At 65.5% G+C, this 20,757-nt stretch carries 17 protein-coding genes and 1 pseudogene; 7 read left to right on the top strand and 11 right to left on the bottom strand.

What is annotated here, in order from left to right; genetic code table 11:
* Window positions 1–14: 14 nt before the first annotated feature.
* Window positions 15–1,015, bottom strand: a pseudogene (locus tag JQ633_RS17070) (TRAP transporter substrate-binding protein).
* Window positions 1,016–1,165: 150 nt separating this feature from the next.
* Window positions 1,166–2,869 (bottom strand): IlvD/Edd family dehydratase, encoded by a 1,704-nt coding sequence (locus JQ633_RS17065; protein WP_211986213.1) that lies wholly within the window; start codon window positions 2,867–2,869, stop codon window positions 1,166–1,168.
* A gap of 171 nt (window positions 2,870–3,040) precedes the next feature.
* Here JQ633_RS17065 and JQ633_RS17060 point away from each other — a divergent pair, with 171 nt between their 5' ends.
* Both JQ633_RS17060 and JQ633_RS17055 read left to right on the top strand, forming a co-directional pair.
* Window positions 3,041–3,730, top strand: coding sequence for a GntR family transcriptional regulator (locus JQ633_RS17060; protein ID WP_211986212.1), 690 nt, complete (start codon window positions 3,041–3,043; stop codon window positions 3,728–3,730).
* 37 nt (window positions 3,731–3,767) lie between these two features.
* Window positions 3,768–4,343, top strand: coding sequence for an invasion associated locus B family protein (locus tag JQ633_RS17055; RefSeq protein ID WP_211986211.1), 576 nt, complete (start codon window positions 3,768–3,770; stop codon window positions 4,341–4,343).
* Here the strand turns inward: JQ633_RS17055 and JQ633_RS17050 are convergent, their stop codons facing one another.
* On the bottom strand, window positions 4,344–5,165 hold the full coding sequence (locus JQ633_RS17050) for an NAD-dependent epimerase/dehydratase family protein (RefSeq protein WP_211986210.1): 822 nt from the start codon (window positions 5,163–5,165) through the stop codon (window positions 4,344–4,346). It abuts the gene before it with no gap.
* A gap of 101 nt (window positions 5,166–5,266) precedes the next feature.
* Here JQ633_RS17050 and JQ633_RS17045 point away from each other — a divergent pair, with 101 nt between their 5' ends.
* Window positions 5,267–6,229 carry an SMP-30/gluconolactonase/LRE family protein gene (locus JQ633_RS17045; RefSeq protein WP_211986209.1) on the top strand — a complete coding sequence of 321 codons (963 nt, stop codon included), beginning with the start codon at window positions 5,267–5,269 and terminating at the stop codon, window positions 6,227–6,229.
* Window positions 6,230–6,543: 314 nt separating this feature from the next.
* Here the strand turns inward: JQ633_RS17045 and JQ633_RS17040 are convergent, their stop codons facing one another.
* Window positions 6,544–7,974 carry an aldehyde dehydrogenase family protein gene (locus JQ633_RS17040; protein ID WP_211986208.1) on the bottom strand — a complete coding sequence of 477 codons (1,431 nt, stop codon included), beginning with the start codon at window positions 7,972–7,974 and terminating at the stop codon, window positions 6,544–6,546.
* Between the two features lie 244 nt (window positions 7,975–8,218).
* The gene (locus JQ633_RS17035) at window positions 8,219–10,585 is read right to left on the bottom strand and encodes a transketolase (RefSeq protein ID WP_211986207.1); all 2,367 of its coding nucleotides are present in this window, start codon (window positions 10,583–10,585) and stop codon (window positions 8,219–8,221) included.
* A 131-nt stretch (window positions 10,586–10,716) separates the two neighbouring features.
* Here JQ633_RS17035 and JQ633_RS17030 point away from each other — a divergent pair, with 131 nt between their 5' ends.
* Window positions 10,717–11,178, top strand: a complete 462-nt coding sequence (locus JQ633_RS17030; RefSeq protein ID WP_211986206.1) for an Lrp/AsnC family transcriptional regulator — start codon at window positions 10,717–10,719, stop codon at window positions 11,176–11,178.
* A gap of 167 nt (window positions 11,179–11,345) precedes the next feature.
* On the opposite strand, the gene JQ633_RS35205 is transcribed toward JQ633_RS17030, so the two are convergent.
* Window positions 11,346–11,627: a hypothetical protein gene (locus JQ633_RS35205; RefSeq protein WP_249159427.1), complete on the bottom strand. Its 282-nt coding sequence runs from the start codon at window positions 11,625–11,627 to the stop codon at window positions 11,346–11,348.
* 3 nt (window positions 11,628–11,630) lie between these two features.
* Here JQ633_RS35205 and JQ633_RS17025 point away from each other — a divergent pair, with 3 nt between their 5' ends.
* A complete protein-coding gene (locus tag JQ633_RS17025) occupies window positions 11,631–12,965 on the top strand; it encodes a Spy/CpxP family protein refolding chaperone (RefSeq protein WP_349631568.1) in 1,335 nt (444 codons plus the stop codon).
* 129 nt (window positions 12,966–13,094) lie between these two features.
* On the opposite strand, the gene JQ633_RS17020 is transcribed toward JQ633_RS17025, so the two are convergent.
* Window positions 13,095–14,267, bottom strand: coding sequence for a fumarylacetoacetate hydrolase family protein (locus JQ633_RS17020; RefSeq protein WP_211986204.1), 1,173 nt, complete (start codon window positions 14,265–14,267; stop codon window positions 13,095–13,097).
* Between the two features lie 148 nt (window positions 14,268–14,415).
* Here JQ633_RS17020 and ppk2 point away from each other — a divergent pair, with 148 nt between their 5' ends.
* Both ppk2 and JQ633_RS17010 read left to right on the top strand, forming a co-directional pair.
* The gene (ppk2, locus tag JQ633_RS17015) at window positions 14,416–15,333 is read left to right on the top strand and encodes a polyphosphate kinase 2 (protein WP_211986203.1); all 918 of its coding nucleotides are present in this window, start codon (window positions 14,416–14,418) and stop codon (window positions 15,331–15,333) included.
* A gap of 161 nt (window positions 15,334–15,494) precedes the next feature.
* Window positions 15,495–16,373, top strand: a complete 879-nt coding sequence (locus tag JQ633_RS17010; protein ID WP_211986202.1) for a transporter substrate-binding domain-containing protein — start codon at window positions 15,495–15,497, stop codon at window positions 16,371–16,373.
* 165 nt (window positions 16,374–16,538) lie between these two features.
* On the opposite strand, the gene JQ633_RS17005 is transcribed toward JQ633_RS17010, so the two are convergent.
* The 4 genes from JQ633_RS17005 to JQ633_RS16990 form a co-directional block, all read right to left on the bottom strand.
* Window positions 16,539–17,207, bottom strand: coding sequence for an amino acid ABC transporter permease (locus JQ633_RS17005; protein WP_211986201.1), 669 nt, complete (start codon window positions 17,205–17,207; stop codon window positions 16,539–16,541).
* Between the two features lie 70 nt (window positions 17,208–17,277).
* Complete coding sequence (locus tag JQ633_RS17000) at window positions 17,278–18,537, bottom strand: NAD(P)/FAD-dependent oxidoreductase (protein ID WP_211986200.1); 1,260 nt, start codon at window positions 18,535–18,537, stop codon at window positions 17,278–17,280.
* Window positions 18,538–18,542: 5 nt separating this feature from the next.
* Window positions 18,543–19,301, bottom strand: coding sequence for an SDR family NAD(P)-dependent oxidoreductase (locus tag JQ633_RS16995; RefSeq protein ID WP_211986199.1), 759 nt, complete (start codon window positions 19,299–19,301; stop codon window positions 18,543–18,545).
* A gap of 333 nt (window positions 19,302–19,634) precedes the next feature.
* Window positions 19,635–20,717, bottom strand: coding sequence for a zinc-binding dehydrogenase (locus JQ633_RS16990; protein WP_211986198.1), 1,083 nt, complete (start codon window positions 20,715–20,717; stop codon window positions 19,635–19,637).
* Window positions 20,718–20,757 lie beyond the last annotated feature (40 nt).

Raw genomic sequence — 20,757 nt, 5'->3', positions numbered from 1 at the left:
ACGCATGAAGCGGGCTAATTGACCGCGCGGATCAGGTTCTTGATCTTCTCGGCATGCGGGCCAGGTCCTTGGCGAGCTTGTCGAGATAGGGATCGGCGATCGCGGTGAAGCTCTTCTTGTCGACGTCCTCGACCACCTTGACCCCGAATCCCTTCAGCTTCTTCAGCGCGCTGTGCTCGAGGTCGAACGCCTTGGCCGGCTCCTTGGCGCTGACCTCGTTGGCGGCGGTCTGGACCCACTGCTTCTGCTCGGCGGAGAGGCTCTGCCACAGCTTGTCGGAGACGAACAGCAGCGCGTTGTTGGCCTCATGCTCGGTGATCGAGAGCACCGGCGCCACCTCGTAATGCTTGTTGACGAGATAGACGTTGATGCTGTTCTCGGCGGCGTCGACCACGCCGGTCTGCAGCGAGGTGTAGACGCTGCCGAACGGCATGTGCACGGTCTGGGCGCTGTAGGCCGGGAACATGGTGTCCTCGGTCGCCGTCGCCTGCACCCGGACCTTCATCCCCTTGAGGTCGCCGACGTTGTGGACCTCCTTCTTGCTGTAGATGTGCCGCACACCCTGCGAGCCGGTGCCGATCACATGCAGGCCCTGGGCCGTCTCGTCGATCATGGTCTTGATCGCGTCGAACACTTTCGGGTCCGCCAGCGCCTTGATTACATGGGCCTCGTCGCGGAACAGGAAGTGCAGCGACATCACGCCGGCCTGCGGCGAGATCGTCGCCGTGTTGGCGGAGGAGATGATCGCAAACTCGATATCGCCTGCCTTGACGAGTTGCAGCAGCTGCGGCTCCTGGCCGAGCTGGGCGCCAGGATATTGGTCGACGATCATGGTGCCCTTGCTCAATTCCTTGAGCTTGTCGGCAAACAGATCGCCGGCGATCGAATAGCCGGTGTTGCGCGGCTGATCGTAGGCGAAGCGGAAGTGCTTGACCTCCTGCGCTCCCGCGGCCGCGGACAGCAGCAGCGCTGCCGCAGCCATGGCTAACCCGACGATCTTGGCTGGATGGCCCATCGCGACGTTCCCCCTGTTTTGTTTGTTGGCTTGATCATCCCATCACTCTCGCGGGATTGTCAATAAAACAGAGGGATTGGGCCGAACATCGCCTCCCTATTGGGCCGCGATGCAGATATTATCGACAATTTCGTCCCCCGAGGGGACTCGTCACTTTCCCTTGGCGCGCATGAAATCGAAATCGCAGCCTTCGTCGGCCTGCAGGATCGTCTCGTTGAACAGATGGGCGTAGCCGCGCTTGGCCCAGTCGGGGGTGCCGGCCGGCGCCAGCGCACTGCGGCGCTTCTCGAGTTCGGCCTCATCGACCAGCAGGTCGATGCTGCGCCTGGCGACATCGAGCCGGATCATGTCGCCGTTCCGCACCAGCCCCAGCGGACCGCCGACCGCGGACTCCGGTGTGATGTGCAGCACGATAGTGCCGAACGCAGTGCCGCTCATCCGCGCATCCGAGATGCGGACCATGTCCTTCACTCCGGTCCGCGCCAGCTTCTTCGGGATCGGAAGATAGCCCGCCTCCGGCATGCCCGGCGCGCCCTTGGGGCCGGCATTGCGCAGCACCAGCACGTCGTCGGCGGTCACGTCCAGCGCGGGATCGTCGACCCGCAGCGTCATGTCCTCGACCGACTCGAACACCACGGCACGGCCGGTATGCTGCAGCAGCCTCTCGCTCGCCGCTGACTGCTTGATGACGGCACCGCGCGGCGCGAGGTTGCCGTGCAGGATCGCCATCGCGCCTTCCGACTTGATCGGGTTCGCCTTGGAGCGGATCGCGTCCTGACCCGGCACCTCCTCGGCGCCGGCGACGACCTCGCGCAGGGTCTGACCGGTGATGGTCTTGGCATCGAGATCGAGCAGATCACCGAGCTGCGCCATCAGCTTCGGCAGGCCGCCGGCGTGATGGAAGTGCTCCATGTAATGCTCGCCCGACGGCTTGAGATCGACGAGAACAGGCACTTCGCGGCCGAGCTTGTCGAACGCTTCGAGATCGATCTTGTGCGGGGTGCGGTTGGCGATCGCCGTCAAATGAATGAGGCCGTTGGTCGAGCCGCCGATCGCCTGCATCACGATCTGGGCGTTGCGGAACGAGGACGGCGTCAGGATCTCGCTCGGCTTCGGACCCTTGGTCTTCGCCATCTCGGCGGCGACGCGACCGCTCGCCTCCGCGGAGCGGAAGCGTTCCGCATGCGGCGCCGGGATCGTCGCACTCATCGGCAGCGACAGGCCGAGCGCCTCGGTGACGCAGGCCATGGTCGAGGCCGTGCCCATCACCATGCAGGTGCCGACCGACGGCGCGAGGCGGCCGTTCACCGCCTCGATCTCGACGTCGTCGATCTCGCCGGCGCGATACTTGCCCCAGAGCCGGCGGCAATCGGTGCAGGCGCCGAGCACCTCGCCCTTGTGATGGCCGACCACCATCGGCCCGACCGGAATCACGACAGTCGGCAGATCGGCGCTGACGGCGGCCATGATCTGCGCCGGCAGCGTCTTGTCGCAGCCGCCGATGACGATCACAGAGTCCATCGGCTGCGCGCGGATCATCTCCTCGGTGTCCATCGCCATCAGATTGCGCAGATACATCGAGGTCGGATGCGCAAAGCTTTCGGCGATCGAGATGGTCGGGAACACGAACGGCATCGCGCCCGACAGCATCACGCCGCGCTTCACCGCCTCGATGATCTGCGGAACGTTGCCGTGGCAGGGATTGTAGTCGCTGTAAGTGTTGGTGATGCCGACGATCGGGCGGTTGAGCGCATCGTCGGAATAGCCCATCGCCTTGATGAAGGCCTTGCGCAGGAACAGCGAGAAGCCGGCGTCACCATAACTCGTCAGTCCCTTGCGCAGTCCGTCGGCCATTTTCTTGTATCCTGTGGTTATCAGTCCGCACTTAAGGAGCGCGGGGAATTATTGTCAATATGAGATAATCCCGCCGCAGAGTGGAGCTGATCTGCGGCAAATTCACCCCCATTATTGACAATGACTGCGAGGCCGTGGTGTCTTCCATCGCCTTTTCCGAAGCAGATGAGCATGACAGCCCCGACCGCATCCGACATCCCTGCCCTCTCGCGCGAGGAGGAACAGGCCGAGGTGATCCGCCGGCTGGAGGAGGACATCATCTTCGGCCGCTTCGCGCCGGGCTTGCGGCTGGTCGAGGATACGCTGATGCAGCGCTATGGCGCGAGCCGGCATTTTGTCCGCCAGGCGCTGTTCCAGCTCGAGCGCCAGGGCATCGTGCTGCGTGAGAAGAACGTCGGCGCCACGGTGCGGTTCTATTCGGCCGAGGAAGTACGACAGATCTACGAGGTGCGCGAGATGCTGACGCGCCAGGCCGCGCTGATGATCCCGCTCCCGGCGCCGGCCGGCCTGATCGATCAGCTCAGCGAATTGCAGCGGCACTATTGCGCCATGGCTGATGCGCAGGACATGCGCGGCATCCACGAGACCAACGATGCGTTCCACATCGCGCTGTTCGCGGCCTGCGGCAATCCCTATCTGGTCCGCTCGCTGCAGGACTATATGAGCCTGACCTTGCCGATGCGGGCGAAGAATCTCGCCGACAGCGAGGGCCTCGCACTGTCGCGGCGCCAACACGAATTGATGATCGAGCTGCTGAGGGGACGCGACAGCTGGGCGCTGGCGCAGCTCTGCGTCGATCACATGGCGTACAGCAAGGCGGATTATCTCACCCGCATCGCCAACGACAAAAAGCCGCAATAGCGCGCGATACGCGGCCCCGATCGTGAAGGAGGCGGCGATGCGTCATCTGGTTGTTTTGCTCGGGTCGCTCGCCGCCCAGTTCGCGCTCGGCGGCATCGGCGAGGCCGCCGATCCGCGCGCCACGCAGCTGACCTATGAGCCCTGGACCAAGGTTTGCCTGACGCAGGCGAGCTGCTTCGTCGGCGCTGCGGCGCGCGGACAGTGCTCGCCCTCGGGCGGCACCATCAGCGTGTCGCCGCAGAACAGCAAGCGCGCGATCCTGAGCGCGAATGTCGGAACACGGACCATGCTGGAAGGCACGATCAGCCTGAGGATCGACCAGGACGAACCGATCCAGATCGCCAAGCCGCATTGCTACACGCTAGGCTGCGGCGGCACGCTCGAGGCCAATAGCGAGTTGATCGAGCGGCTGAAGCACGCGCAGACGATCACGGTGGAAGCCACGAACCTGACCGGTCAGAAGATCAGCCTTGCCTTTCCCCTCACCCACTTCGCCGAGACCTTTGACGGACCCGGCAGCGAGACCAAGGTGCTCGAAAAATCCGCGCAGGAGTTGAAGGAAGCGCAGCAGCGCGCGGCTTCCTTCAAGCAACTGCCGCAATGCGAGAACTGATCACTTCTTCCAGTCGATGATCCCGCTCTTGTCGCCGTCGAACTCCATGCTGCAGAACGTGCCGCCCTGGTAGAAATCGCCGACCGGGTCCGGCGGCAGCTTGGCCTGCTCGGCCATCGCATGCTCGCGATAATCTTCGCCGCGCCCGGTCGGGCGGTAGCCGAGGTCGTAGGCGCGATGATTGTCCCACCATGAGCGCTCATTGTAGGACGCGCCGTAAAACACCTCGAAATGGATGTCGGGGTGTTCGAGCCCGATGCGGCAGAGCTGCACCAGATCTTCCGGCTTCAGCCAGATCGAAAGCCGGCGGTGGTCGAGCGGCGCCTCGCCGAAATTGCCGATGCGCAGGCACGTCACCTTCATTCCATGCTTGTCGGCATAGAGCGCGCCGACCGCCTCGCCGAACACCTTGCTGACGCCGTAGCGGCTGTCCGGCCGCGGCGTCACGTCGGTGCCGATGCGGTGATGGCGCGGGTAGAAGCCGACCGCGTGGTTCGACGAGGCGAAGATCACGCGCTTGACGCCTTTCCTGCGCGCCGCCTCGAACAGATTGTAGCAGCCGATGATGTTGGCCTGGTGGATCTGGTCCCAGCTGCCCTCGACCGAATAGCCGCCGAAATGCAGGATGCCGTCGACGCCCTCGCAGATCGCCTCGACCTGCGCGAGATCGGCGAGATCGGCCGCCTTGAACTTTTCGCCCGCGCCGAGATCGGCGGGCTGCTTGATGTCGCTCAGCAGGAGGTCCGGATAGATCGGCGGCAGCAGCTTCCGCAGGCTCGTGCCGATTCCACCCGCTGCGCCGGTCATCAATATGCGTGCCATTCCATCCCTCATATGTGCTGTGTGCTGCGACCGAATTGCGGTCGCAGGCCGACAATGATAGCAAACCAGCCGCAGAGGAAACACAACAACGAGAACAGCAAATGTCCGATGTCCATTCCGCAGGCTGGCGTCCCGCGACCTATTACCCCGATCCCGCGATCCATGCACTCGACCCGCGCTTCGAGAAATACTGGCTGAAACTCTCGGCGATCGAGCGTATCGCCACCGGCCTGCGCTGGGCCGAGGGTCCGGTGTGGTTCGGCGACGGCCGCTATCTCTTGTGCAGCGATATTCCGAACCAGCGCATCATCAAGTGGGAAGAAGAGACCGGCGCGGTCAGCATCTATCGCAAGCCCTCGGGCTTCGGCAACGGCAACACCCGCGACCGCCAGGGCCGGCTGATCACCTGCGAGCACGGCGGCCGCCGCGTGGTGCGCACCGAATATGACGGATCGATTACGGTGCTGATCGACTCCTTCGGCGGCAAGCGGCTAAACTCGCCGAACGATGTCGTGGTGAAATCCGACGGCTCGATCTGGTTCACCGATCCGACCTTCGGCCTGCTCGGCAATTACGAGGGCTACAAGGCGGAGCCCGAGATCGATCCCAACGTCTACCGGCTCGATCCCGAAACCGGCAAGGCGACCATCGTCGCCGAGGGCGTGCTGGGGCCGAACGGGCTGTGCTTCTCGCCGGACGAGAAGATCCTCTACGTCGTGGAATCCCGCGGCGTCCCGAACCGCAAGATCCTCGCCTATGACGTCTCCGCCGATGGCACGACGATCTCCAACAAGCGCGTGTTCATCGATGCCGGCCCCGGCACGCCGGACGGCATGCGCTGCGACATCGACGGCAATCTGTGGTGCGGCTGGGGCATGGGCGATCCCGAGCTCGACGGCGTCGTCGTGTTCGCGCCCGACGGCGTCATGATCGGCCGCATCGCGCTGCCGGAGCGCTGCGCCAACCTCTGCTTCGGCGGCCTGAAGCGCAACCGCCTGTTCATGGCGGCGAGCCAGTCGATCTACGCGCTCTACGTCAACACCCAGGGCGCGCTGGGCGGGTAGTTGCCGCGACGGCAGACCGTAGGGTGGGCAAAGCGCAAGCGTGCCCACCTTCACGAGCACGTCGTGAATGGTGGGCACGTCGCTGCGCTCCGTTGCCCACCCTACGGCTTGTCGTCCCGGCGAAGGCCGGGACCCAATAACCACCAATGGATATTGGTTGAGCGCGCTGAGGTCGCAGTCTTCGTACAACGAAGGCCTGGGGTAATGGGTCCCGGCCTTCGCCGGGACGACGAAGAAATGAGCACCTCCTCAAACGTCCGACGCCGGAGCAGTTGCCTGCCCCGGCGTCGGCATCTCGTTTCTCGCAGCTCGGCTTACGCGGCGTTGAAGCCGGCGACGGCCTTGGCCTCTAGATATTCTTCCAGACCGTAGCGGCCCCACTCGCGGCCGTTGCCGGACTGCTTGTAGCCACCGAACGGCGCGGTGCGCTCGTTCGGCACGCCCTGCAGGTTGACGTTGCCGGCGCGGATCTGGCGGCCGACGCGGCGCGCGCTCTCCACGGTGTCGCCCGAGACATAACCGGCGAGACCGAACGGCGTGTCGTTGGCGATCTTGACGGCTTCAGCTTCGTCCTTGGCGCCGAGGATGGTCAGCACCGGTCCGAAGATTTCCTCGCGGGCGATCGTCATGTCGTTGGTGACGTCGGCGAAGATGGTCGGACGAACGTAGAAGCCCTTGTTGACGCCCTCGGGCAGGCCCACGCCACCGGCGACGAGCGTTGCGCCCTCGTCGATGCCCTTCTGGATCAGTGCCTGGATCTTGTCCCACTGGCCGCGGTTGACCACCGGGCCGATGTTGGTGTCGGCAGCGCGCGGATCGCCCGCCTTGGTCTTGTCGGCGACGCCCTTCGCGATCGCGGCCACTTCCTTCATCTTCGAGAGCGGCACGATCATGCGCGACGGCGCGTTGCAGGACTGGCCGGAGTTGTTGAACATGTGCATCACGCCGCCGGTCACCGCCTTGGCAAGGTCGGCGCCTTCGAGGATCACGTTCGGCGACTTGCCGCCGAGCTCCTGGCTGACGCGCTTCACGGTCGGCGCAGCACGCTTGGCGACGTCGACGCCGGCGCGGGTCGAGCCGGTGAACGAGATCATGTCGATGTCCGGGTGCTCGCTCATCGCAGCACCGACCTCCGGGCCGAGGCCGTTGAGCAGGTTGAACACGCCCTTCGGCACGCCGGCTTCATGGAGGATTTCCGCGAAGATCAGCGCCGAGGTCGGGGTGAACTCCGACGGCTTGAGGATCATGGTGCAGCCGGCGGCGAGCGCAGGCGCGACCTTGCAGGCGATCTGGTTGAGCGGCCAGTTCCAGGGCGTGATCATGCCGACGACGCCGACCGGCTCGCGCACGATCACGGCGGTGCCCATGGTCTCCTCGAACTCGTACTTCTTGAGCACTTCGAGGGTGTTCATGAGATGGCCGAGGCCGGCGCCGGCCTGCAGCTTCTCGGCCATCGGCAGCGGCGCGCCCATCTCGTCGGAAACGGCGGCGCCGATCTCCTTCATGCGCCCCTTGTAGACCTCGATCACCTTGGTGAGTAGCGCGATGCGCTCCTCGCGGCTGGTCTGGGAATAGGTCTCGAAGGCGCGCTTGGCAGCGGCGACCGCCTTGTCGACATCGGCCTTCGAGCCGAGCGCAACCTCATACATCGCCTCTTCGGTCGCGGGATTGACGACCGGGGTGGACTTCTTGACGGCGGGATCGACCCAGGCGCCATCGATGTAGAATTGCATACGATTGACCATCGGAAACCTCTTGTACGGGGCGTATGGAAAGGGGAACGGAAGCGTTCAGCCGGCATCCTTGCACGAAAGCCCGGCGAATTGAACCCGCCACATGCGGGGCGCGGCTCGTGCGCGCAGTCGGGATATAAGACTACTGCCCGAGGGGTGGCAAGGCTCCAACCGCCGTCATTCCGGGGCGCGAGGAAGTCGCGAGCCTTCAGATGCGCATTGCGCATCAGGTAATGGCGAGAGCGGGTTGACTACCTCACACCGCCATTTTCCGATGCCGCACCGGAGCGCCGGTGGAGAGGCTTTCCGCCGCATCGATGATGGCGTTGGCGTCGATGCCGTAGTGGCGGTAGAGATCGGAAATCGTACCGGTCTGGCCGAAATGCTCGACGCCGAGCGCCTCGACGCGGTGGCCGCGCACACTGCCGAGCCAGCCGAGCGAGGCCGGGTGGCCGTCGATCACGGTCACTATGCCGCAGTCGCGGCCGAGCGGCGCCAGCATCTGCTCGATATGACTCAAATGCTGCACGCCGCGGCGATCGCGGCGCAAATTCCGTGCGGCGGACCATCCGGCATAGAGCCGGTCCGCCGAGGTCACCGCGAGTAAACCGACGTCGCGATGGCTCTCGCCGATCAGCCCGACCGCCTCGATCGCCTCCGGCGCGACGGTGCCGGTATAGGCGATCACGAGGTCGCAGTTCGGGCCCGGCTTGCGCATCCAGTATGCGCCGTCGGTGATGTCGCGCTGCAGGTCCGGCGTCATGATGCGCTGCGGCTGCTCCAGCGCGCGGGTCGAGAGCCGCAGGTACACCGAACCGCCGTCCGCGCCCTCGCGCTGCATGTGGCCGAACCCCCAGCCCATGATCACGGCGAGTTCATCGACGAACGCCGGATCGAACGAGGCGAGCCCGTCCTGCCCGAGGCCGATCAGCGGCGTCTTGATCGACTGATGCGCGCCGCCCTCCGGCGCCAGCGAGATGCCCGACGGCGTCGCCGCGACCATGAAGCGGGCGTCCTGGTAGCAGGCATAGTTCAGCGCATCGAGGCCGCGCTCGATGAAGGGATCGTAGAGCGTGCCGACCGGCAGCAGCCGCGCGCCGTTGATCTGGTGCGACAGGCCGAGCGCCGACAGCATGATGAACAGGTTCATCTCGGCGATGCCGAGCTCGATGTGCTGCCCCTTCGGCGAATACTCCCAGGTGTAGGCCGACGGGATCTTCTCCTGCCGGAACAGATCGTGGTTCTCGGCCTTTGCGAACAGGCCGCGCCGGTTGACCCAACCACCGAGATTGGTCGACACGGTCACGTCGGGCGATGCGGTGACGATGCGCGAGGCCAGCGCGCTGTCGCCCTTGGCCAGTTCGTGCAGCACGAGGCCGAAACCCTGCTGCGTCGACATCTGCGCCGAGGCCTTGAAGGCCAGTCGCTCCGGCACATCGATCACCGGCGCCGACAGGCGGCGGCGACCCTCGCGGTTGAACGACGCCTCCGCCAGGAATGCCTCGAGCTTCGCGGGGTCCTGCGACAGCCCTTCGAACTTGTCCCACTCATGACCCGGGCGGATGTTCTGCGCCGCGCGCCACTTCTCCATCTGCGAGACCGTCATCAGGCCGGCATGGTTGTCCTTGTGGCCTTGCATCGGCAGGCCGACGCCCTTGATGGTATAGGCGATGAAGCAGACCGGGCGATCGTGGTCGATCGATTCGAAGGCCTCGATCATGCTCGCCATGTCGTGGCCGCCGAGGTTCGACATCAGCGCCAGCAATTCATCGTCGCTGCGGCGATCGATCAGCGCGGTGACCTGTCCCTGGTCGCCGATGTCGTCGTGCAGGTGCTTGCGGAACGCCGCGCCGCCCTGAAAGCAGAGTGCCGCGTACATCTGGTTCGGGCAGTTGTCGATCCAGCGTTTGAGCGCCTCACCGCCCGGCTCGGCGAATGCTTCGAGCATCAGCTTGCCGTACTTCACGATCACCACGTCCCAGCCGAAATTGCGGAACATGGTCTCGAACTTCGACCACAGCCCCTCGCGCACCACGGCGTCGAGTGATTGCCTGTTATAGTCGACCACCCACCAGGTGTTGCGCAGCGCGTGCTTCCAGCCTTCGAGCAGCGCCTCGAAGATGTTGCCCTCGTCCATCTCGGCATCGCCGACCAGCGCGATCATGCGGCCCTCGGGCCGGTCCTGCATCCAGCCATGCGCCTTGACGTAGTCCTGCACCAGCGAGGCGAACAGCGTCTGCGCGACGCCGAGCCCGACCGAGCCGGTCGAGAAGTCGACGTCGTCAACGTCCTTCGTGCGCGAAGGGTAGGACTGCGCGCCCTTGTAGCCGCGGAAATTCTCCAGCTTGTCGCGGGTCTGGTGGCCGTAGAGATACTGGATGGCGTGGAACACCGGGCTCGCATGCGGCTTCACCGCGACACGGTCCTGCGGCCGCAGCACGGAGAAATAGAGCGCCGACATGATGTTGGCGAGCGAGGCCGACGAGGCCTGATGGCCGCCGACCTTCAGCCCGTCGCTGCTCGGCCGCACATGGTTGGCGTGGTGGATGGTCCACGACGACAGCCACAGCACCTTGCGGGCCAGAGCGGACAGCATGTCGAGACGTTCAGGCGCTAATCCCATGGCAGGGCTCCGAGGCAAGATACCGGATGTTACTGCTGCGGACGGCCGCGAAAATCTCAATTCTACGCGACAGCGCAGGAAAAATTAGGATAAATTCCCACGATCCCGCCCCAACCGACGAGTTCATCCCAATGTCCGCCCTCGATGCCATCGACCGCAAGATCCTCGCCCTGCTCCAGACCGACAGCCGCATGACCATGCAGGAGCTCGCCGACAAGGTGGGGCTGTCGGTGTCGCCGTGCCATCGCCGGGTGAAGCTGCTCGAGGAACGCGGCGTGATCTCCCGCTACATCGCGACGGTGGACCAGAAATCGATCGGGCTGCACGTCTCGGTGTTCATCTCGATCAAGCTGGCGCGGCAGAAGGAAGAGGACCTCAACCGCTTCGCCCGCGCGATCTCTAAATGGGACGAGGTGCTGGAGTGCTATCTGATGACCGGCAACCGCGACTACCTGCTGCGCGTCGTCGCCGCCGACCTCTCCTCCTATGAAGCGTTCCTGAAGAACAAGCTGACCCGGCTCGACGGCATCGCCTCGATCGAGTCGAGCTTTGCGCTGAGCCAGGTGAAGTATTCGACGGCGCTGCCGGTGTAGAAAGCGCCTCAGCAGGGCTCGCCGGCGAACACCGTCGCGAGAAAATCGTGACGATTCGCGCCACCTCGGGAACTGGGCGGCGTCGCAAATTGTTAACGTCAGGGCCTGAACGTCCCTGACACAGGGTGAGGACAAACATGCCTGGCAGCATCCGCAGCAAGCGCACATCACTGGTACTCCTTGCCCTGCTCGCAGCCGCAGTGGTGGCGCTGTTCGGCACCCCCGTCCTTGCGCGTGGTGGTGGCGGCGGCCACGGTGGTGGCGGCGGTCACGGTGGCGGCGGCGGTCATGGCGGCGGAGGCCACGGCGGCGGCTTCCATGGCGGCGGCGGCTTCCGTGGCGGGGGTGGTTTCCGTGGCGGGGGTGGTTTCCACGCCGGCGGCTCCCATGCAGGCGCTTTGCGCGGCGGCCACTTTCGAGGCGGAGGCGTTCGCAGCGGCGGCTTCCACTCCGTGCATGCCGCGCCGCGAACGGGGCGCAGCTTTGATGCACGCTCGACCCGGTTCCATGCCAACACCCGCAATCCAGGCGCTGCGCAGGGGGTCGCCGCCGGCCGTCGCGCCGCTTCGCCCGCGATGATGCGGCGCAATGCCGGAGCCGTGGGGCGCGCATTATCCTCGCGTCAGATCAGCAGCGCATTGCGCAGACCGGGCGGCCTGCGCAATCCGATGGTGCGCGCGGCGATCACGACCGCCGCCGCAGGCGCTGCCTTTGGAAGTTACCGCGGCGGCGCGTGGTGGGGCCATCCTCATGGCGGCTTCGGCTGGGTCGGTCCGGTGTTCTGGCCCTATGCCTATTACGATCTCTATGGCTACGCCTGGTGGGGCGGCGGCTATGATCCGTATTTCTGGGACTATGGATACGGCGACATCTATGGCGGCCTGTTCGGCCTCTACGATTACGATGCCTTGAGCGGCTATGCCGATTATCTGCCCGGTCGTGGCGGATCGATGCCGCCGACCACGTCGAACAATTCCCGCCGCTCCGCGCCGGCGACGACGCTGGCTGACATGTGTGGCAGCGACAGAGGCGACATCGCAGGCTTCCCCATCGAGCAATTCCGCACAGCTATACAGCCGAACGACTCGCAGAGCGCCGCACTCGATGAACTCGCGAGCGCGTCGCAGAAAGCCTCCGAGACGATTCTCAATTCTTGTCCCAGGGACGTGCCGCTGACCGCGCCGAGCAGGCTCGGCGCGATGCAACAGCGCGTGGAGGCGATGCGTACCGCCGTCGGCATCTTGCAACCGGCACTGGACAAGTTCTACGGGCTACTCAGCGACGATCAGAAGGCCAAGGTGACCGCGCTGGCGGCAAGCCAACGGCGCGCACGCAGTGAAAACACGTCTGATACCGGCACCTGCACGACACCGCAGCCCGCCGCGATCGGCTGGCCGAGCGACATCATTGAACGCCAGGTCAGGCCGACCGACGCGCAGCGCGCCAGCCTCGATGCGCTTCGGGACGCCGCAACAAAGGCCGAGGAAACACTGAAATCGTCCTGCCCGCCCACCGATGCGCGTACGCCGCCGGCCCGCCTTGCGGCGATAGAAGCGAGGTTGGACACCATGCTTCAGGCGATCGGAACGGTGCGCCCCGCGCTCGACAGTTTCTACGGTTCGCTCACCGACGAACAGAAGGCGGCGTTCGACGCGATCGGTCCCGAGCGGAATGGCGGCAGGTCGGCCATGGCCGCGAGCAACGACGAGCCCCCGCGACGCCATCAACGCCGCCGCCATCACGGGCCCAATGTCGGAGGCATGATCTTCCGTATGATGGGCTTGTGAGTGAACGCGCAGGCTGGGCAAGGCACAGGCGTGCGTGTGAGGAAGCCACCGGCGGAAGGGTTCCCTCCCCTTACAGAGGAAGGAGCCTGAGCAGCGTGCTCACCTCACATCGATTTTTCCTGCATCTCACTATAGCACCTTGCGCTGCGCCAAATTCTTCATCAGCGCGCCTACGCCGAAGGTCCACGGTTCGCACTCGTCGCTGGTGCGCATGCGGTTGACGAGCTTGCCGAGCTGGGGCGCGGCGATGGTGACGATGTCGTCGCGCTTGTGGGTGAAGCCCTCGCCCTTTGCGTCACGGTCCTTCACCGGTGCGAACATCGTGCCGAGGAACAGGGCGAAGCCGTCAGGGTATTGATGCACGGCGCCGATGGTCTGGGCGACGAGGTCGGTCGGGTCGCGGCTGATCTTGCTGATCGAGGAATGGCCCTCGAGCACGAAGCCGTCGGCACCCTGCACGGTGAGGCCGACATCCATCTTGCGCACATCATCGAGCGAGAACGTCGCATCGAACAGGCGGAGCAGCGGGCCGATGGCGCAGGAGGCGTTGTTGTCCTTGGCCTTCGACAGCAACAGCGCCGAGCGGCCCTCGAAGTCGCGCAGGTTGACGTCGTTGCCGAGCGCGGCGCCGACGATCTTGCCGCCGCTGGAGACGATCAGCACGACCTCCGGCTCCGGGTTGTTCCAGGTCGATTTCGGATGCAGCCCGGCATCCATGCCTGATCCGACCGAGGACATCGTTGGCGCTTTTGTGAACACCTCGGCGTCGGGACCGATGCCGACTTCCAGATACTGGCTCCAGGCGTTCTGATCGATCAGCACCTGCTTCAGCCTCATCGCCTGTTCGGAGCCGGGCTTCAGCTTTGAGAGATCGTCACCGACCAGACGCACCACTTCCTTACGGATCGCCTCTGCCGAGGCCGGGTTGCCGCGCGCCCGCTCCTCGATCACGCGCTCCAGCATCGAGATCGCGAAGGTGACGCCGGCGGCTTTCAAGACCTGCAAGTCGACCGGCGCGAGCAGATGCGGCTTTGCACGGTCGCGGCCGTCGGGCGGCGTGTTGGCAAGGACCGCCTCGAGGTCGCCGATCCGCTCGCCCCTGGTCGCGCGCAATGCCGCGGCTGGATCGGCCTCCTCGCAGAGCGCGCTGACCGTCGGAAAGGCGGCGGTGACATCGAACACGCCATCGGCGCGGACCGCGACGACTGCGGGCCCGCCGGCCTGCGGCAGAAAGACCCGGCCGACCAGTGTTCCTGACGTTCCGTCCTGCGGCAGAACGTCTTTCGGCGTGAGCGAAATCATCGGCGGTCTCCCTTTTTGTCTTGTTGGGCGTTGTTAGCACAGTCCCAGGGATGGCGTGCAACGATCGTCATGGCGATGTCACATAGGGGTAACATCGCCCGTCAATGCTCCCGTCCGCTCCATCTAACACATTGAGAGACGGACCTTCATGACCACCTCCGACCTGACCGACGAAGCCCTTCGCGCCCGCATCCACCAGGAGATGGCCGACAGCCTCGACGAGGAGCTCGAACTCGAGCTCGACGATATGCGGCTCGACGAGCTGGAGCACGAGATCGGCGCCGGCCAGCCCGGCATCGACCGCAAGTTCTATTTCCGCGAGCTGCTGCGGCTGCAGGGCGAACTGGTGAAGCTGCAGGACTGGGTGCAGCACGAGAAGAAGAAGGTGGTGGTGCTGTTCGAGGGCCGCGACTCCGCCGGCAAGGGCGGCGTCATCAAGCGCATCACGCAGCGGCTCAACCCGCGGGTCTGCCGCATCGCAGCGCTGCCGGCGCCGAACGAGCGTGAGCGCACGCAATGGTACTTCCAGCGCTATGTCTCGCATCTGCCGGCCGGCGGCGAGATCGTGCTGTTCGACCGCAGCTGGTACAACCGCGCCGGCGTCGAGAAGGTGATGGGGTTCTGCAACGACGATCAGTATGAGGAGTTCTTCAAGTCGGTGCCGGAGTTCGAGCGGATGCTGATCCGTTCCGGCACCATCCTTCTGAAATACTGGTTCTCGATCACCGACGAGGAACAGGCGTTCCGCTTCTCGATGCGGATCCAGGATCCGCTGAAGCAGTGGAAGCTGAGCCCGATGGACGTCGAGGCGCGCACGCGCTGGGAGCTCTACACCAAGGCCAAGGAGACCATGCTGGAGCGCACCCACCTCCCGGACTCGCCGTGGTGGATCGTCGACGCCGTCGACAAGAAGCGCGCCCGCCTCAACTGCATCTCGCATTTCTTGAGCCAGATCCCGTACCAAGCGGTGCAGCACGAGCCGGTGATCCTGCCGCCGCGGGTGCGCAACCCCGACTATCACCGCGGCCCGATCCCGCCGGAGATGTACGTGCCGGGACGGTATTGATCTCAGCGAGCACACTCTGCTCCCTCGCACCTCTCCCCGCAAAGAGCGGGGAGAGGTGACGCGAGAGGCATCACCTCGCCTACCAATGGCGCAGGCTAGCGGTATTGCCGCCCCCACGCACCGACGCTAGGCTTGCCCGATCTGGTGCAGGGAGGCCTCTCGTGACTCAATCCGACGACACAAAAATCTCCGAAGACCGCCGCGACGCGCTGCGTTATGCGCTCGGGATCGGCAGCGGCGCCGCGCTGGCGGCCGCGCTGACGACGCCGGCCTCGGCGCAGGCGCAGGCCGACAACACGCTGGACCGTATCAGGGCCAACAAGGTGCTGCGGATCGCCGTGCTGCCGGGCGAACTGCCCTATTTCAACAAGGATCTCGCCTCCGGCACCTGGTCGGGCTTCTCGATCGAGATGGCCAACGACCTCGCCAAGCTGCTCGACGTCAAGCTGGAGTATGTCGAATCCACCTACGGCAATTCGATCCTCGACCTGCAGGCCAACAAGATCGATCTCGGCTTCGCGCTGAACCCGACCCCGCAGCGAGCGCTGGTGGTCGATTTCACCAGCCTCGTGTTCCCGCATCCGTTCGGCGCGATGCTGAAGAAGGGGCTGGAGGCCAAGACCTGGGCCGACATCAACAAGCCCGAGGTCAAGATCGCGGTCGACGTCGGCTCCGCCAACGAGGCGGTGGCGCGGCGCTTTGCACCCAACGCCACGATCAAATCGCTGAAGTCGCGCGACGAGGTGATGCTGGAAATGTCGTCCGGCCGGGTCGATTGCGTGGTCAACGCGCTGGTGCTGGGTCTGACCGCTATCGCCAAGAACCCGAATCTCGGCACCTACAAGATCCTCGCCTCGCCCTCGGTGACGATCGCCAGCGGCACGGCGGTGCGCCGCGAGCAGGACAAGCGCTGGCGCGATTTCCTCTCGGTGTGGATCGACTACAACCGCGGCATCGGCCAGATGCGCGAATGGTTCGTCAAGGGCCTCAGCCTCGCCGGCGTCAAGCCGGAGGATGTGCCCGTGGAGCTGAATATCTAGTTCCTTCACCTCTTCCCGCTCTTTGCGGGGAGAGGTCGGATTGCATCGTTAGATGCAATCCGGGTGAGGGGCGGTGCACACTGCTCAACAAGCAACGAACTGCTCGCCGGATGGAAGCCCCTCACCCCAGCCCTCTCCCCGTGAAGAACGGGGAGAGGGAGAACATCACACCTTGTCGTAGGTCAGCCCGCGCTCCAGCCGCCGCGCCACCAGCGTCGACGGGAACAGGATCGCGAAATAGATCAGCGCGACGATGGTGTAGACCTCGAGCGGGCGATATGTGTCGGCGTTGATCAGTGTCGCGTTGTAGACGAGGTCCGGCACCGCGATGATCGACACCAGCGAGGTGTTCTTGAGCTGCGTCACCGACTGGTTGACGTAGGGCGCCATCATCGGCTTCAGCGCCTGCGGCAGGATCACGAGCCGCATCAGCCGCCAGCCGCGAAAGCCGAGCGCCTTCGCCGCATCCCACTGCCCGACCGGCACGCTCTCGATCGAGCCGCGCACGATCTCCGCATAGAACGCGCCGCCATAGAGCGAGAGCACGCTGACCGCGGCGACATGCGCCGGGATGTTGACGCCGATCACGACCGGGAACGCGTAGTAGAACCAGATGATCTGCACCAAGAGCGGCGTGCAGCGGAAGGTCTCGATATAGGCGATCAGGAGCCAGTCGATCACCGGAATGCGCCGCAAGCGCAGCATACCGACGATCAGACCGATCAGCGTGCCGAGGATGATGGTGCCGATCGTGTAGGCGATGGTCCAGCCGAGCCCGAGCCAGAACAGATGGCTGTACTTGGCGAGGATCGCGAAATCCCAGACGTAGTTCATCCTGCCCCTCGGTTATCGAACGTGCCCCGGCCAACCCGACGTTCGAGCATTGCAGGCGAGCCCGCGCGTGTCACGCGATATACCGGCGCGGTGCAAACGCACTGACATCGAACGGCGGCGCATCGCCCGCGATCATCGCCGCGATCGCAGCGCCGGTTCCGGGGCCGGTGGTGAAGCCGATATGCTGGTTGCCGAAGGCGAGCCAGAGCCCGCGATGACGTGGCGCCGCGCCGATCATCGGCAGGCTGTCCGGCAAGGTCGGCCGCGCGCCGCGCCAGCGCTCGCCGACGGCATCGCCGAACTCGGCGACGCTGCGCGCCATCGGCACCACGGCCTCGAGTTGCGCAAAATTCGACGGCGCATCGCGCGCGGTGAGCTCGACGCCGCTGGTGACGCGAATGCCTTGCTCCATCGGCGTCATCAGGAAACCGCCATCGGAATCATGGATCGGCCGCAGCAATTTGCGCACCGGGTTCGGCACGAAATGCTGGTGATAGCCGCGCTCGAACGCCAGCGGCACGCGATAGCCGAGCGGCTGCAACAGTTCGGCCGACCACGGCCCGAGCGCGACCACGACATGGCGCGCGGCGATGCTGCCGTCGGCGAGCAGCGCGCGCCAACCCTCGCCTTGCGGCTCGATCCGCCTGATCTCGGATTGCCGCACGATGCCGCCGCCGTCCGCGAGCATCTGCGCATAGGCCTTGACCACCGCGCCCGGTGAATCCACCGATGCCGTCTGCGTATGCAGCAGGCCGACGCTGTAGGCAGGGATGATGTTCGGCTCCAGCGCCGAGATACCCTGACGGTCGAGCACCTCGCTGGCGATGCCGAATTCGGCGAGTGCCGCCTGCTCGGCCTTGGCCGCCGCAAGGCCATCGCCGCGCCACGCCTTCAGCCAGCCGGTCTCGCGGATGCGGTGCGCGGCGCCGGCCTTGACGATCCAGTCGCGATGCAGCTGCAGCGAGGTGCCGATCAGGCCATGGAGCGCTGTGGCGCGCGGCCTGGTCTGCGACGGCGCGGCGCTGGCTAGGAAGCGGATCACCCAGCCGGCGTTGGCGACGGCCCAGGGAATGTTCCAGCGCAGCGCCGGATGGGTGTTGCTGAGATATTTCGGCAGGTTCTTCCAGAGCGAAGGCGTGTTCAGCGGCAGGATCGATCCGGACGAGAGGATGCCCGCATTGCCGTAGGAGGTCTCGCTGCCGGGCGGACGGCGGTCGACGACGATCACGGAGAGGCCGCGCTGCCACGCCGAAAGCGCAGCCGACACGCCGACCATACCGGCGCCGAGCACGACGACATCTGCCTGTTGTCCCGCTGCAGCCTCGCTCATGCCGGTCACATCAAGGTCAGGCCGCCATCGACCGGCAGCGTAGCGCCGGTGACGTGGCCCGCCTCCGGCGACAGCAGGAAGGCGACGACGGCGGCGACCTCGTCGGGCTCGGCGAGGCGCTGCATCGGGTTGATCTTCGCGACGCGCTCCCAGGTCGTAGTATCGAGCGCGCCGAACAGGCCGGGATCCTTGCGCGTGTAGCCGGGCATCACCGCATTGGCGGTGGCGCCCGATGCCGCGAGCTCGATCGCGAGCGACTTCACCAGCACTTCGAGCGCGGCCTTGGCGGCGGCCGATCCCGGATAGGTCGCACCCGGCACGAAGCGGTGCGGCCCGAAGCTGGAGACCGCGACCACGCGTCCCTGCGCGCCGCGTGTGAGGTCGGGCAGCGCCGCAGCCGCGATCTCGTGGAACGCCGCCGCCATCACCGCGAACGCCCGCTCCAGCGCCTCGCGCGGCAGTGTGGCGAACTCGCGGCGGTCGGCAAAGCCGGCAGCGTGTACGATGCTGTCGATCGGCCCGAACGCAGCGCGCGTTGCGTTGACGAGCTCGGTGCCGGCGCCGGCTTTGGCGAGATCGCCGGTGCGGAGTTCGACCTTGGCGCCCTTGCTGCGGCATTCTTCCGCCACCGCATCGAGCCGCGCGCGCCCGGCGGCCTCCGCGCCCTGTCCATGCAGCATCAGGCACTGATCTGAGGTGGCTAGCCGGCGTGCAACCGCAGCGCCGATGCCGGAGCCGCCTCCCGTGATGATCGAAACTCGCATGAGGTGTCAGTGGTATTCAGAGGAAGAGGAACTATAGGAGCGGTGTCGCGAAATGCAATTGCGGGCCGTCACGGTACGCGCCCCAAAATCTCGAAGAACAACCCCATGCAAAGTAGCAGGCGCGGCCAGCACTCGGAGAGGCGGCTTGACACGTCGGGCAACTCAGGGGTATTTTTTCATTATTCCGAAATCCTGCACGCACCAACCGCCACGCGATGGCTTTACCGCGGCAGTCCGTAGGGTGGGCAAAGCGTTAGCGTGCCCACCATTCTCGGCGTGCTCGTGATGGTGGGCACGTCGCGACGCTCCTTTGCCCACCCTACGAAATAAGAACTACCGCCACGGCTCGACCAGGATCTTGGTATGTGCCTCGGGATTGGCGAGATCGGCAAAGGCCTGCGCGACACCGTCGATGCCGACGCGGCCGGTCACCAGCGAGGCGGCATCGACCTGGCCTTCCGCGATCAGGCGCAGCGAATAGGCAAACTCCTCCGGGGTGTAGCCGAGCACGTACTGGACGTTGAGCTCCTTCAGGATGCCGAGCATCGGCTCGGAGCGGTCGGTCTCCATGCAGACGCCGACCACGACGACGCGGGCATCACGCGGCGCGCCCTCGAACACCTGTTGCAGCACGCCGGGCACGCCGACGCATTCGAAGATCAGCGCGGGCTTCAGCGGCGGCAGCAGCGCCTGCATCGGCGGCCGCGCGGCCTTCTCCGCCTCCGTCATCTGGGCGTGCTCGGCCCAGCTCGCATAGGGCTGGGTCTTCGCCGGATCGATCACGACATCGGCGCCCATCTTCTCGGCGAGTTGCCGCCGCGCCGGCGAGTAGTCCGCGGCGATGATCGGACCGAGGCCCTTGATCTTCAGCGCCGCGATCACTGCGAGGCCGACCGGGCCGCAGCCGATCACCAGCGGCACCTCGCCGCCCCTGATATCGGCCTTGGCCACCGCATGCACGCCGACCGCGAGCGGCTCGGTGAGCGCAGCGTGCTCGGCGCCGAGGCCGTTCGGCACTTCGAGCAGCAGCGGCTCGGAGAGCAGCATCTGCTCGGCATAGGCGCCGGGATTGTCGTTGGAATAGCCGATGCCCCGCGGCCCTTCCGGCGTCAGCAGCGCCGGCAGCGAGCAGACCCTGGTGCCCGGCTTCAGCTTGCGCGTGGTGTCGGCACCGTAGTCGAGGATCTCGCAGCAGAACTCATGGCCGAACACGACGTCGCGCGAGAGGTCCATCGGCTGGCGGCCGGGCAGGAACTTGCTCAGCTCCACCATGCGGTGAGCATGCTTGCGCGCGTGCAGGTCAGAGCCGCAGATACCGCAGGCGAGCGATTTGACCAGCACCTGGCCGGCGCCCGGCTTCGGCTCGGGCATGGTGTCGACGACAATCTCGCCGTTCCTGAAGATCGCTGCGCGCATAGGTCCTCCCACTGGTTTTTTCCAGTGATAGCACGGAGGA

Origin of the sequence: Bradyrhizobium tropiciagri (assembly GCF_018130505.1) — a bacterium.
Taxonomy (GTDB): domain Bacteria; phylum Pseudomonadota; class Alphaproteobacteria; order Rhizobiales; family Xanthobacteraceae; genus Bradyrhizobium; species Bradyrhizobium tropiciagri_B.
Note: the sequence above shows the minus strand (reverse complement) of the source record. Positions and strands in the feature narration are given on the sequence as shown.

What these genes read in the sequence shown, in the direction of transcription:
- JQ633_RS17050 (WP_211986210.1), bottom strand. Translation starts at nt 5,165, where the DNA reads ATGGCACGCATATTGATGACCGGCGCAGCGGGTGGAATCGGCACGAGC.
- JQ633_RS17060 (WP_211986212.1), top strand. Translation starts at nt 3,041, where the DNA reads ATGACAGCCCCGACCGCATCCGACATCCCTGCCCTCTCGCGCGAGGAG.
- JQ633_RS17005 (WP_211986201.1), bottom strand. Translation starts at nt 17,207, where the DNA reads ATGAACTACGTCTGGGATTTCGCGATCCTCGCCAAGTACAGCCATCTG.
- JQ633_RS17055 (WP_211986211.1), top strand. Translation starts at nt 3,768, where the DNA reads ATGCGTCATCTGGTTGTTTTGCTCGGGTCGCTCGCCGCCCAGTTCGCG.
- JQ633_RS16990 (WP_211986198.1), bottom strand. Translation starts at nt 20,717, where the DNA reads ATGCGCGCAGCGATCTTCAGGAACGGCGAGATTGTCGTCGACACCATG.
- JQ633_RS17000 (WP_211986200.1), bottom strand. Translation starts at nt 18,537, where the DNA reads ATGAGCGAGGCTGCAGCGGGACAACAGGCAGATGTCGTCGTGCTCGGC.
- ppk2 (WP_211986203.1), top strand. Translation starts at nt 14,416, where the DNA reads ATGACCACCTCCGACCTGACCGACGAAGCCCTTCGCGCCCGCATCCAC.
- JQ633_RS17040 (WP_211986208.1), bottom strand. Translation starts at nt 7,974, where the DNA reads ATGGTCAATCGTATGCAATTCTACATCGATGGCGCCTGGGTCGATCCC.
- JQ633_RS17020 (WP_211986204.1), bottom strand. Translation starts at nt 14,267, where the DNA reads ATGATTTCGCTCACGCCGAAAGACGTTCTGCCGCAGGACGGAACGTCA.
- JQ633_RS16995 (WP_211986199.1), bottom strand. Translation starts at nt 19,301, where the DNA reads ATGCGAGTTTCGATCATCACGGGAGGCGGCTCCGGCATCGGCGCTGCG.
- JQ633_RS17065 (WP_211986213.1), bottom strand. Translation starts at nt 2,869, where the DNA reads ATGGCCGACGGACTGCGCAAGGGACTGACGAGTTATGGTGACGCCGGC.
- JQ633_RS17045 (WP_211986209.1), top strand. Translation starts at nt 5,267, where the DNA reads ATGTCCGATGTCCATTCCGCAGGCTGGCGTCCCGCGACCTATTACCCC.
- JQ633_RS17035 (WP_211986207.1), bottom strand. Translation starts at nt 10,585, where the DNA reads ATGGGATTAGCGCCTGAACGTCTCGACATGCTGTCCGCTCTGGCCCGC.
- JQ633_RS17030 (WP_211986206.1), top strand. Translation starts at nt 10,717, where the DNA reads ATGTCCGCCCTCGATGCCATCGACCGCAAGATCCTCGCCCTGCTCCAG.